Annotated in this window: 11 protein-coding genes; 7 read left to right on the forward strand and 4 right to left on the reverse strand. The window is 73.7% G+C overall.

Translation table 11 applies throughout. The annotated features are described in order from the left end of the window. Window positions 1-10: 10 nt before the first annotated feature. Both ACFCY1_RS27855 and ACFCY1_RS27860 read right to left on the reverse strand, forming a co-directional pair. Window positions 11-400 (reverse strand): hypothetical protein, encoded by a 390-nt coding sequence (locus ACFCY1_RS27855; RefSeq protein WP_049657058.1) that lies wholly within the window; start codon window positions 398-400, stop codon window positions 11-13. Further along, window positions 397-972, reverse strand: a complete 576-nt coding sequence (locus tag ACFCY1_RS27860; RefSeq protein WP_375876414.1) for a hypothetical protein — start codon at window positions 970-972, stop codon at window positions 397-399. The genes ACFCY1_RS27855 and ACFCY1_RS27860 overlap by 4 nt, the downstream gene beginning before the upstream one ends. 135 nt (window positions 973-1,107) lie before the next feature. Between ACFCY1_RS27860 and ACFCY1_RS27865 the strand changes: the two genes are divergently transcribed. From ACFCY1_RS27865 to ACFCY1_RS27890, 6 genes are all read left to right on the forward strand, one after another. Beyond that, window positions 1,108-2,322: a sensor histidine kinase gene (locus ACFCY1_RS27865; RefSeq protein ID WP_117487700.1), complete on the forward strand. Its 1,215-nt coding sequence runs from the start codon at window positions 1,108-1,110 to the stop codon at window positions 2,320-2,322. Beyond that, a complete protein-coding gene (locus tag ACFCY1_RS27870; RefSeq protein WP_074000749.1) occupies window positions 2,310-2,957 on the forward strand; it encodes a response regulator transcription factor in 648 nt (215 codons plus the stop codon). Before ACFCY1_RS27865 ends, ACFCY1_RS27870 begins: the two co-directional genes overlap by 13 nt. 2 nt (window positions 2,958-2,959) lie before the next feature. Then, window positions 2,960-3,784, forward strand: coding sequence for a DUF4097 family beta strand repeat-containing protein (locus ACFCY1_RS27875; RefSeq protein ID WP_375876415.1), 825 nt, complete (start codon window positions 2,960-2,962; stop codon window positions 3,782-3,784). 199 nt (window positions 3,785-3,983) lie between these two features. Beyond that, window positions 3,984-5,165 carry a tRNA dihydrouridine synthase DusB gene (gene dusB, locus ACFCY1_RS27880; protein WP_049650222.1) on the forward strand — a complete coding sequence of 394 codons (1,182 nt, stop codon included), beginning with the start codon at window positions 3,984-3,986 and terminating at the stop codon, window positions 5,163-5,165. Window positions 5,166-5,729: 564 nt separating this feature from the next. Next, window positions 5,730-8,438, forward strand: coding sequence for a pyruvate, phosphate dikinase (ppdK, locus tag ACFCY1_RS27885; RefSeq protein ID WP_074000751.1), 2,709 nt, complete (start codon window positions 5,730-5,732; stop codon window positions 8,436-8,438). 245 nt (window positions 8,439-8,683) lie between these two features. Continuing rightward, entirely contained in the window at window positions 8,684-9,211 is a 528-nt protein-coding gene (locus ACFCY1_RS27890; RefSeq protein WP_375876416.1) for a ribonuclease, read from the forward strand. Between the two features lie 30 nt (window positions 9,212-9,241). On the opposite strand, the gene ACFCY1_RS27895 is transcribed toward ACFCY1_RS27890, so the two are convergent. After that, entirely contained in the window at window positions 9,242-10,237 is a 996-nt protein-coding gene (locus tag ACFCY1_RS27895; protein WP_375876417.1) for a hypothetical protein, read from the reverse strand. A 112-nt stretch (window positions 10,238-10,349) separates the two neighbouring features. Here ACFCY1_RS27895 and ACFCY1_RS27900 point away from each other — a divergent pair, with 112 nt between their 5' ends. After that, window positions 10,350-11,624 (forward strand): ADP-ribosylglycohydrolase family protein, encoded by a 1,275-nt coding sequence (locus ACFCY1_RS27900; RefSeq protein ID WP_375876418.1) that lies wholly within the window; start codon window positions 10,350-10,352, stop codon window positions 11,622-11,624. On the opposite strand, the gene ACFCY1_RS27905 is transcribed toward ACFCY1_RS27900, so the two are convergent. Then, a complete protein-coding gene (locus tag ACFCY1_RS27905; protein WP_049650219.1) occupies window positions 11,614-12,348 on the reverse strand; it encodes a GNAT family N-acetyltransferase in 735 nt (244 codons plus the stop codon). The genes ACFCY1_RS27900 and ACFCY1_RS27905 overlap by 11 nt on opposite strands. Window positions 12,349-12,355 lie beyond the last annotated feature (7 nt).

Here is a 12,355-nt window from a genome sequence, read left to right on the forward strand (position 1 = left end):
TCGACGTGCCTCAGCCCCGTACCGCCGCGTCCCGCCCGAGCCGCAGGCACACCACGGCGAGCGGCAGCTCTATGCAGGAGGCCATGACCAGCGCGGCGAGCACCGCGTGGCCCGGCCCGGCGCAGGCGATGTCGGCCAGCGCGTCCCCGGTGAGCAGCAGGGCCACCGCCGCGCCCGCCCACAGCGCGGCGGGGCTGCGGCGGCGCAGCAGCGCGTCCAGCGAGAGCAGGGCGGCGAACTCGGTGAGGTCGAGCACGACCCACGGGGTCTCGTGGCAGACGGCGAGGACCGCCAGCCAGGGCAGCAGCGCGACCGCGGCCAGGACCGGGACCTGGGCGAAGCGCGCGGGCAGGACGGACGAACGGGCGGGGCCGAGGGCAAGGGCGAAGGTGCCGCTCACGCCGCACCCCGGCCGCGCTCCCGGACCCGCTCCAGCGGCAGCCGCTCGGCGGCCCCGCCCGCCGTGTGCTCGACCCGCACCGCGTCGAACGGCCCCTCGGCCCAGGCGACCCAGAACCGGTCGGCCACCGTGACAGCCTCGGCCGTCGAGCACACCCGGCGGAACGGCCGCCGCCCGGTGAACACCACCGCGGGCGCCGTGCCGTCGGCCGCCAGCCGGCCCCAGGCCAGCACGTGCCGGCTCCGCCCGGCGGAGGGGCAGTGCCGGGCCCCGCGCAGCAGGTGCGGGGTGAGCCGGGCGGCGACCAGGACGTCGGCCAACTCCCCGTACTGGTACAGCTCCAGTGCGGCGCGGCCGCGGCCGGACGCGACGCAGCGGACCGACCAGGGGCCGGCTCCGGCGGGCAGCGCGCCCTCCGGCAGCTCCCCTTCCTGCAGCGCCTCCTCCGGCAGGGCTCCTGCCGGCAGCGCCCGCTCCGGCAGCGCCTCCTGGGCCGCCGCCGCTCCGGCGGCACTCCCGGGGCCGGGCCGCCCGTGCGGCGGAGTGGCGGAGTGCGATGCAGTGCTCGTCATGCCCTCAAGCCTTCCGCCCGGACCCCCCTCCTGTCGGTGGTGCTCCACACCGAATCGGGGGTGTAGCTAGCTACACCCCCATCGGGAACCCCCCTTCATGGCGGCTCGTGATCACCGGGCCCTACGCTGTCGGCCATGCCCTCCACCACGTTGCGCCGAGCGTTCGTCAGGAGCCTCCGGCGCCCCCCGTGGTCGCCCGAGGTCTGGCGGGACGTCCGCTTCACCGCCGCCGGGATACCCGTGGCGCTGCCGGTCTGGCTGGCCGTCACCGAGTCGAAGCTGCTCTTCCCGGTGCTCGCCGCCGTCCTGCTCTGCACCCACCCGCTGACCGCCGTCCAGCGCGGCCGGCTGCGCGCCCTGTACGGGGTGGAGGTGCCGCCGCTGCGCCCGCCGACGGGGCGCCGGGTCTGGCTGCTCGGGGTGACCTGGCGCCAGGTCCTCCACCACCTGGTGGCCGGCCCGCTGCTGGCGGCGGGCGCCCTGGTGGTGCTGTACGCCTGGGCGGCCGCCGTGGTGCTGGCCACCGTGTACGGCTGGATCTGGCTGCTGCCCGCCGGCACCGCGCTGCGCACCGGCCTCGCCGGGGAGGACGTCCTGCTCACCCTCGGCGGGGTGCTGCTGCTGGCGGTGCTCCCGCTGTCGGGCACCCAGCTGGCCCGGCTGGAGGTGTGGGTGGCCCGGCGGCTGCTCGGCCCGGACCGGGCGGAGGCGCTGGAGCGGCGGGTCGAGGAGATCGCCGAGAGCCGGGCCGGCCTGGTCGACGCGGTGGACGCCGAGCGCCGCCGGATCGAGCGCGACCTGCACGACGGCGCCCAGCAGCGGCTCACCTCCCTCGCGATGAACCTGGGCCTGGCCCGGCGCACCCTCAAGGACGTGCCGCCCGAGGTGATGCAGGTGATCATCGACGCGCACGAGGAGGCCCAGGCGGCCATCGACGAGCTGCGCGACCTGGTCCGCGGCCTGCACCCCGCCGTCCTGGAGGACCGCGGCCTGGACGCGGCGCTGTCCGGCATCGCCGCCCGCGCCCCGCTGCCGGTGCACCTGGACGTCGACCTCTCCGAGCAGATCGCCCCGACCGTCGAGGCGGTCGCCTACTTCACCGTCTCCGAGGCGCTCACCAACGTGGCCAAGCACGCCAGGGCCCGCCGGGTCGACCTCTCGGTGCGGACGACCGGCGGCCGGCTGCGCCTGGTCATCAGCGACGACGGCGTGGGCGGCGCGGACGCCTCGCGCGGCACCGGGCTCACCGGTCTGCGCAAGCGCGCCGCCTCGGTCGACGGCACGATGTCCGTTCTCAGCCCCCTCGGGGGCCCCACCACCATCACCGTGGAGTTGCCGTGCGCGCTGTGATCGCCGAGGACTCGGTCCTGCTGAGGGTCGGCCTGGTCAAGGTCCTGGAGGCGGTGGGCTTCGAGGTCGTGGCCGCCGTCGGGGACGCCACCGAACTGCTGGCCGCCGTCGAGGAGCACCGCCCGAAGGTGGTGGTGGCCGACGTCCGGATGCCCCCGGGCTTCAGCGACGAGGGGGTGAAGGCGGCGATGGTGATCCGCCGGCAGTGGCCGGACACCGCCGTCCTGCTGCTCTCCCAGTACGTGGAGGAGCGCTACGCCGCGGACCTGCTGGCGACCAACACCAGCGGCGTCGGCTACCTGCTCAAGCAGCGGGTCGCCAACGTCGACGACTTCGTGGACGCGCTCCAGCGGGTCGCCGAGGGCGGCACCGCGCTGGACCCGGAGGTGGTCGCCCAGCTGCTGGTGCGCCGCCGGCACCGGGACCCGGTGGAGAAGCTGACCCCGCGCGAGCGCGACGTGCTCGCCCTGATGGCGGAGGGCCGCTCCAACGCGGCGATCGCCGGCTCGCTGGTGGTCAGCGACAGCGCGGTGGCCAAGCACATCAACTCGATCTTCACCAAGCTCGAACTGCCGCAGGCCGAGGACAGCCACCGCCGGGTGATGGCGGTGCTGCGCTTCCTGGAGGTCGGGTAGCGGTGAAGGGGGTGAAGGGCTGGCGGGCCACCGGGACGCTCGTGATCGTCCTGGTCATGATCGGTGCCGGACTGCAGACCTGGTCGATGGCGGTGCAGCAGCGCACCAGCAGCAGTCGGCCGTACGACGAGGAGATCCACCGGGTCCAGCTGGAGACCGGCCCCGCGTCGGTCCGGGTGCGGGCCGGACGGGAGGGCCACGTGGTGGTCCGGCAGAGCCTGGACTGGCTGGTGCGCAAGCCGGTGGTGTCCGCCGTCTTCGACAAGGGCGTGCTCACGGTCGGGATGCACTGCCGGCTGGTCCTGCCGTTCGTGGACCTCGGCTGCGGTGCCGAGATCGAGCTGGAGGTGCCGGCCGCGACCGAGGTGTCCGGCTCGGTGACCTCCGGCTCCGTCCAGGTGGAGGGCCTGAGCGGGGACGTGAAGCTGGAGCTGACCTCCGGCCAGCTGCTGCTGTCCGACACCTCCGGGAACGTGACCGTGCACGCCACCTCCGGTCTGGTGCAGGGCACCAACCTGAGCGCCCCGCGGTTGACGGCGCAGCTCACCTCTGGCTCCGTGCAGCTGAGCTTCGCGAGGGCTCCGCGCGAGGTGGACGCCACGGCCACCTCCGGCTCGGTGGAGATGAGCCTGCCGAAGGACAGCCGGTACGCCGTCTCCAGCGAGGTCGGCAGCGGCAACGGCCGGATCGACCCGGGGCTGGCGGACTCGGCGAGCCCGAACCGGGTGCACGCCGCGGTCACCTCCGGGTCGATCTCCATCGCTCCGGCGCCGGCCTCGTCGGCGCCCACCGCCCCGTCGGCTCCGTCGGCCTCGTCGGCCCCGTAGCGGAGGCGGCCCGTTCCGGAGGCGTCCGGCAGAGGAGGTGGCCGGTAGCGGAGGTGGCTGGTGGCGGAGGCGCCCCGTACCGGAGGCGGCCGGTGGTGGAGGCGCCCCGTAGCGGGGGAGCCCCGGCGCGGGCGGAGGCCGCTCACCCGGGTGGGGGACAATGGAGAGTCCCGTCCCCACCACCCGAGGTCAGCCGCGCATGACAGTCACGCCCGCACCCACCGCGTCCGGCACCGCGTCCGGCACCGAGTTCGCGCCGCTCGACATCGGCCCGATCCAGGTGTGGCCGCCCGTCGTGCTGGCGCCGATGGCCGGCATCACCAACGCGCCGTTCCGCACCCTGTGCCGCGAGCAGAGCGGCGGCAAGGGGCTGTACGTCTCGGAGATGATCACCACCCGGGCGCTGGTCGAGCGCAACGCCAAGACCATGCAGCTGATCAAGTTCGACCCGAGCGAGAAGCCGCGCTCCATCCAGCTGTACGGGGTGGACCCGGTGACCGTCGGCAAGGCCGCCCGGATGATCTCCGAGGAGGGCCTGGCCGACCACATCGACCTCAACTTCGGCTGCCCCGTCCCCAAGGTCACCCGCAAGGGCGGCGGCTCGGCGCTGCCGTACAAGCGCAACCTGCTGCGCGAGATCCTGCGCGAGGCCGTCGCCAACGCGGGCGACCTGCCGGTGACCATGAAGATGCGCAAGGGCATCGACGACGACCACCTCACCTACCTGGACGCCGGCCGGATCGGCGCCGAGGAGGGGGTGGCCGCGATCGCCCTGCACGGGCGCACCGCCGCCCAGCACTACGGCGGCACGGCCGACTGGTCGGCGATCGCCCGGTTGCGCGAGTCCGTCCCGGCGCACATCCCGGTGCTGGGCAACGGGGACATCTGGTCGGCCGACGACGCGCTGCGGATGATGCGCGAGACCGGCTGCGACGGCGTGGTGGTGGGCCGCGGCTGCCTGGGCCGGCCGTGGCTGTTCAAGGACCTGGTCGCGATCTTCGAGGGCGACGTGGACTACGCCCGCCCCGACTTCGGCTACGTGGCCGCGGCGATGGTGCGGCACGCGCAGCTGCTCGGCGAGTGGCTGGGCGACGAGGCGCGCGGCGTGATCGACTTCCGCAAGCACGTGGCCTGGTACACCAAGGGCTTCTCGGTCGGCTCCGAGCTGCGGGTGCGGCTGGCCGGCTCCTCCTCGTTGGCCGAACTGGCCGAAACCCTCGCCCAGGTGGAGCAGTCCCAGGGCTGGCCGGACGGTGCGGACGGCCCGCGCGGGCGGACCAGCGGCAACAACCGGGTGGTCCTGCCGGAGGGCTGGTTGGACGATCCGTACGACTGCGCCCGCCCGGGTGCTGACGCCGAATCGGACACCTCCGGCGGATGATCTGTACGACCTGGCGAAAATGACCCGTTCGGGTCGATGGCCACCTGGTCCCAGCCCTCTTGTCCATCCTGGACAAGAGGGCTCCTTTTCGGCGTCCGAATGTCACGGAGCAGGCACGTTTCTGGACACAGTGCGACGATCGGCGCAGGCGCTCTACGTTCGACCGGTGAGACGCCCTGGTGACGCTTGCCACACGCGGCGGGGGCTGACGGCCGGTCAGTGGACGAAATGGACAGGTCGGCTGTGAATCGCTTCCCGAAGTCGGTCGACCGGTGATCGGGCGATCCGGGTGCAGGAAATCAAGCCGGGGCAACGCCATGGACCCGCGGTCGCTACGGTGCGTCCGGATCGCACGATCTTCGCGGGTGCATGCCTTCAAGAGTTGAATGCTTGCTCGCGTCAGGCGGACGATTTCACCAACAGAGGTGAACGCCTTTATGTGCTTTCGATCTAGCGGGTTACCGCTGGGTACCAGCCTCGGGTGGCCTATTCAGGGCAGAGAAGTGCCTTCGAAATGGGTATGTTCTCCGGCGTCAGGGCAACCGCGTACGAGGAGACCGACCCGTGCCGTCCCAGCAGAAGTTTGTTTACTCCTTCACCGAAGGAAACAAGGACCTCAAGGATCTTCTTGGCGGCAAGGGCGCGAACCTGGCCGAGATGACCAACCTGGGCCTCCCCGTCCCTCCGGGGTTCACCATCACCACCGAGGCCTGCAAGGTCTTCCTGGAGACCGGCAGCGAGCCGTCCTCCCTGCACGAGGAGATCAGCGCCCACCTGGACGCCCTCGAGCAGGAGATGGGCAAGAAGCTCGGCCAGGCCGACAATCCCCTCCTGGTCTCGGTCCGCTCCGGCGCGAAGTTCTCCATGCCCGGCATGATGGACACCGTCCTCAACATCGGTCTCTCCGACGCCTCGGTGGCCGGCCTCGTCGCCCAGTCCGGCAACGAGCGCTTCGCCTGGGACTCCTACCGCCGCCTGGTCCAGATGTTCGGCAAGACCGTGCTGGGCGTCGACGGCGAGCTGTTCGAGGAGGCCCTGGACGAGGCCAAGCACGCCAAGGGCACCGTCAACGACCTGGACCTGGACGCCGCCGACCTCAAGACGCTGGTCGAGGTGTTCAAGGGCATCGTCGAGCGCGAGACCGGCCGGGCCTTCCCGCAGGACCCGCGCGAGCAGATGGACCTCGCGATCCACGCCGTCTTCCACTCCTGGAACGGCGACCGCGCCCGGCTGTACCGCCGCCAGGAGCGCATCCCGAACGACCTGGGCACCGCGGTCAACGTCTGCAGCATGGTCTTCGGCAACCTCGGCGAGGACTCCGGCACCGGCGTCGCCTTCACCCGCGACCCCTCCACCGGCACCCAGGGCGTCTACGGCGACTACCTGTCCAACGCCCAGGGCGAGGACGTCGTCGCCGGCATCCGCAACACGCTGCAGCTGTCCGAGCTGGAGAAGCTCGACAAGAAGTCGTACGACGAGCTGATGGCGATCATGCAGACGCTCGAGAACCACTACCGCGACCTCTGCGACATCGAGTTCACCATCGAGCGCGGCAAGCTCTGGATGCTCCAGACCCGGGTCGGCAAGCGCACCGCCGCGGCCGCCTTCCGGATCGCCGTCCAGCTGGTCGACCAGGGCCTGATCGACCTGGACGAGGCCCTGATGCGGGTCACCGGCGGCCAGCTCTCGCAGCTGATGTTCCCGCGCTTCGCCCCCGACTCCGAGTCGAAGCAGATCGCCAGGGGCCTCGCGGCCTCGCCCGGCGCCGCGATCGGCAAGATCGTCTTCGACTCCTACACCGCGGTGAAGTGGTCGCGCTCCGGGGAGAAGGTCATCCTGGTCCGCCGCGAGACCAACCCGGACGACCTGGACGGCATGATCGCCGCCGAGGGCATCCTCACCTCGCGCGGCGGCAAGACCTCGCACGCCGCCGTCGTCGCCCGCGGCATGGGCAAGACCTGCGTCTGCGGCGCCGAGGAGCTGGAGGTCGACACCAAGCGCCGCCGGATGACCACCGCCGACGGCCTGGTGCTGGAGGAGGGCGACGTCGTCTCGATCGACGGCGCGACCGGCAAGGTCTACCTCGGCGAGGTACCCGTGCTCCCCTCCGCGGTGGTGGAGTACTTCGAGGGCACCCTGCACGCCGGCGCCGACGTCCAGGGCGGCCTCGTCCAGGCCGTGCACCGGCTGATGTCGCACGCCGACGGCCGCCGCCGCCTCGCGGTGCGCGCCAACGCCGACAACGCCGAGGACGGCGGGCGCGCCCGCCGCTACGGCGCCCAGGGCATCGGCCTGTGCCGCACCGAGCACATGTTCCTCGGCGAGGAGCGCCGCAAGGAGGTCGAGCACCTGATCCTGGCGGACAACGACAAGGACCGCGAGCTCGCCCTCTCCACCCTGCTGCCGCTGCAGAAGGGCGACTTCCTGGAGCTCTTCCAGGCGATGGACGGCCTGCCGGTCACCGTCCGGCTGCTCGACCCGCCGCTGCACGAGTTCCTGCCGGACATCACCGAGCTGTCGGTGCGCGTCGCCCTCGCCGAGGCCCGCAAGGACCCGAACGAGAACGACCTGCGCCTGCTCCAGGCGGTGCACAAGCTGCACGAGCAGAACCCGATGCTCGGCCTGCGCGGCGTCCGCCTCGGCCTGGTCATCCCCGGCCTGTTCGGCATGCAGGTCCGGGCCATCGCCGAGGCCGCCGCCGAGCGCCGGCTGGCCGGCGGGGACCCGCGCCCCGAGGTGATGATCCCGCTGGTCGGCACCGTCCAGGAGCTGGAGCTGGTCCGCGACGAGTGCGAGCGGGTGCTCGCCGAGGTCGCCCGGACCACCGGCGTCAAGCTGGACATCAAGCTCGGCACCATGATCGAGCTGCCGCGCGCCGCGGTGACCGCCGGGCAGATCGCCGAGGCCGCCGAGTTCTTCTCCTTCGGCACCAACGACCTGACCCAGACGGTCTGGGGCTTCTCCCGGGACGACGTGGAGGCCTCGTTCTTCACCGCCTACCTGGAGAAGGGCATCTTCGGGGTCTCCCCGTTCGAGACCATCGACCGCGACGGCGTCGGCTCGCTGGTCAAGCACGCCGTCGAGGCCGGCCGGGCGACCCGCCCCGACCTCAAGCTCGGCGTCTGCGGCGAGCACGGCGGCGACCCGGACTCGGTCCACTTCTTCCACGAGGTGGGGCTGGACTACGTCTCCTGCTCCCCCTTCCGGATCCCGGTGGCGCGCCTGGAGGCAGGCCGCGCCGCCATCGAGACGGCGGGCAGCGACTCGCGCTGAGGAGGGTAGGCATCCCCACCTCACGCGCGGGCACGACTGACCGCTTCCCCTCCCGTCGGGAGGGCGTACACCGGAGCTCGGCGCAGGAGAACCGGCGTACGTGACACGGCCGGGCGGGAACGGACAACGGCGTCCGTTCCCGCCCGGCCGTACGTCCGCGTACGGGCCGGCGCACCGGCCGGTGTGGCGGCGGCCACGTGTGTACCTGGCCCGGCCCGGCCCGGCCGCCTGCCAAGCTGGACCGCATGACCAACCGCAGAAACCCGCTCGTCGCCGTGGCCGTGCTGATCCTGGCGGTCCTGGCCGGGGCCGGGTACCTCCTCGCCAACCAGGGGAGCGGCCACCCCAAGGCCGCCGCGAGCGCGGCCGCCGGTGCCACGACGTCCGGGTCCACGGCGCCCAAGCCCTCGGCGCCCAAGCCGAGCCCGCCCGCCGGGGGCGCCGGCACCACCCCCGCCGCGGCCGGCACCTGGGTCCCGACCGACCCGGCCATGGCCGACGTCTGCCGCACCAAGCTCCCCAGCCAGGCCCAGGACACCCTCGGCCTGATCGCCAAGGGCGGCCCCTACCCGTACAACCGCGACGGCATCGTCTTCGAGAACCGCGAGAGCCGCCTCCCCAAGAAGTCCGGCGGCTACTACCACGAGTACACCGTCGTCACCCCCGGCTCCAACGACCGCGGCACCCGCCGCGTGGTGACCGGCGACTCCGGCGAGCAGTACTGGTCCGCCGACCACTACGCCACCTTCCAGGAGATCGACTCCCGCTGCTGAGCGGGGCCTCGGCAGCCCTTGCCGCGCCCCTCACCGGGCCCGGCGCCAGGTGACGCGGGGGTGGGGGGCGTGCGGGCCGGTGGTGACCAGGGCGGTGAGCTCGTGGAGCACCGGGGCCGGGTCGCGGCGGAGCTGGACCGGGGTGGTGCGGACCACCGGGAGGCCGGCGGCGGTGAGGCGGTTGGCGCGGGCGAGGCCCCGTTCGTGCTCGGCGGGGCGCAGGTGCCAGGCGCGGGAGTCGATCTCCAGGGCCACGCAGGCGTGCGGCCAGTAGGCGTCCGGGACGGCGAGGAAGCGGCCGTCCAGGAAGAGCACCGGGTTCCACAGCGGCTCCGGCAGCCCCGCGTGCGCCAGCAGGTCGCGGGCCTCGCCCTCCACCACCGACCGCACCCCGACCGTCAGGTCCTCCACCACCCGGGCCACCTGGGGCAGTCCGAGCGCACCCGGGCGGGACAGCAACTGGTCGAGCAGCTCGCCGAGTTCGCAGTGCCGCCGCTGGACGGCCTCCGCGCACAGCGCCCGGAACCGGCGCTGCCCGGTCTCCCTCGGCGCGAGGTCGGCCAGCGCCCGGGCGACGGTGGTGCTCCACAGCCCGTCGTCCCGCTCGAAGCCGCCCGGCATCGCCCCGGAGGCCCGATGGATCCGGACGAACTCCCTGTCCCCGACCCGCCGTTGAGTCGGGATCAGGATGTCGACCGCGTTCAGGTCGGACGGGTGCCCGGCGCTCGGCAGCCCGGCCTCGGCCAGCACCGCGAAGCCGGTCAGCAGCACCTCCCCGGCCCGCGGGTCGCGGCCCTTCGGCGTCGCGTACGCCAGCGCGGCCCGCAGCTTCTGGTGGAACGTCAACCGGCCGCTCTGGAGGCAGATCACCCGGGGCAGGACCTGTTGCCAGGGCCCGCCCGGCCGCAGCCGGTGGGCGATGGTGCCGGAGGGCACCCCGAGCCGGCGCAGCTGCGCCCGGGTGGCGATGTGCTGCTGGTCGGCGCCGAGCAGGGCGACCGGGTCGAGGGGGTTCGCGCGGGTCATGCCCCGGTGCCTGCCCGCCGGAATCGGAGGTATGCGAAACATCCCCCGTCGGTGGGGACACCGGCCACGGGTGTTGACGGGACGGCGGTCAACCCGCTGAGCTGGAGGGCATATGACCATTCCATCCACGCACACCGGCCCCGCGCTGGACTCCCTCAACGGCCTCTCCGTGGGCGACGCCCTCGGCGCCCAGATGTTCGTCCCGGAAACCGCCCGGGCCCACCTCGCCGCCCGCACCGAACCGCCCGGTCCCTGGCCCTGGACCGACGACACCGAGATGGCCTGCTCGGTCCACGCCGCCCACACCGAGCGCGGCGCGATCGACACCTTCGACCTCACCCACGCCTTCGCCCTCCGCCACGACTTCGACCGCGGCTACGGCCCGGCCGCCAACCGGCTGCTCCGGCTGGTCCGCGAGGGCGGCGACGCCCGGCGGCTGGCCGCCGAACTCTTCGACGGCCAGGGCTCGTACGGCAACGGCGCCGCGATGCGGGTCGCCCCGCTGGGGGCCGCGTACGCCGAGGACCCGGCCGCCGTCGTCCGGCCCGCCGCCGACACCGCCGTCATCACCCACACCCACCCGCAGGCCGTGGACGGCGCGATCGCGGTCGCGGTGGCGGCCGCGTACGCGGTGCGGGCGCGGGCGGAGGCCATGACGCCGGAGGCCTTCCTGGCGGCGGTCGCCGACCTCACCCCGAACGGGGCGGTCAGGGACGGCCTGGAGGAGGCCCGCGGGCTGCTCGCCCGGCCGGACTTCCGGCTCGCCGCGCAGGTGCTCGGCAACGGCAGCCGGACCTCCGCGGCCGACACCGTCCCGTACGCCCTGTGGTGCGCCGCCCGGAACCTGGCCGACTACCGCACCGCCGTGTGGGAGGCAGTCGCGGTCGGCGGCGACATGGACACCGTCGCCGCCATCACCGGGGGAGTGGTGGCGGCGCACACCGGCACCGGAGGCATTCCGCGGGCCTGGCTGGCCGCCCGGGAGCCGCTGCCCGCGTGGGCGTTCCCGGAGCCGGGCGGCGTCCGCGCGGCCGGGGAGCCGCACCTGACGCCGATCCGCCTGCCCCGCCCGCACCCGGTGCCGGACCTGCTCTGGTCGGACGCCGACTGGGAGCGGATCAGGCGCGGCCTGCGGGCCCGGGACGTGGACGAGCGCTGGGTGTCCGTGGTCTCCGAGGGCGTGCTGCACCTGCACCGCGGCGTGGGCGGCGCGGAGGTCTACCGGGTCCGGGTGGCCCGGGTGCGGGGCGGCTGGCGGCCGGTGGAGGCGCTGGTCGAGGCGCACCCGGGGCGCCACCGGGCCTGGGACGACCGCACGACCCTGCCGGCCGTCCTGGGCTTGGCGCGCCTCGGCTACGAGCCGCTCCGGGCCGGCCTCAGACCGTGATCATCAGCTGCCCGGCGCCGCTGCCGCCCTGTCTAAGGCACTCCTGGTTGATCGCCGGATCCGGGGCGCTCGGCGAGGTGGCGGCGGCGATCCGCAGCTCGATGATGTCGCGGACGGCCGGCCACTCGTCGTCGAGGATCGAGTAGAACGCGGTGGAGCGCACCACCCCGTCCAGCCCGCGCGAGTGCGCCCGGCGGACGCCCTCGGAGGTCGCGCCGAGCCGCTCGATGGCGGCGCGCGAGCGCATGTTGCGGGCGTCCGCGCGCATCGAGATCCGCTGCACGCCCCAGGTCTCGAAGGCGTGGCGCAGCATCAGCAGCTTGGCCTCGGTGTTGATGCCGGTGCCCTGGGCGCGCGGCGAGAGCCAGCTGTTGCCGATCTCGGCCGCGTCCGGGACGGCCGTGGCCGGATCGCCGAACGGGACGCCGGGCACGGGCGGCCACACCATCGGGCCCTGCCAGTAGTCGAGTTCCAGGAAGCGGGTGGAGCCGACGACCCGGCCGTCGGCGACGTTCACCGTCGCGAACGGCAGCGACCGTCCCGCGGCCTGGTCGGCGAGCGCCCGCGCGACGTAGTCGCGGGCGGCTTCCAGGCCGTGCGGGACGGGGGTGAAGGCGTAGGTCGTACGGTCCTCGGCGCCGGCCTCGGCGATGGCCTCGGCATGGTGCGCGGCGAGGGGCTCCAGCCGCACGGTGCGGCCGGTGAGGGTGACAGGTACGGGCACGGAACCT

Source organism: Kitasatospora sp. NPDC056273, from assembly GCF_042268845.1.
Lineage (GTDB): Bacteria > Actinomycetota > Actinomycetes > Streptomycetales > Streptomycetaceae > Kitasatospora.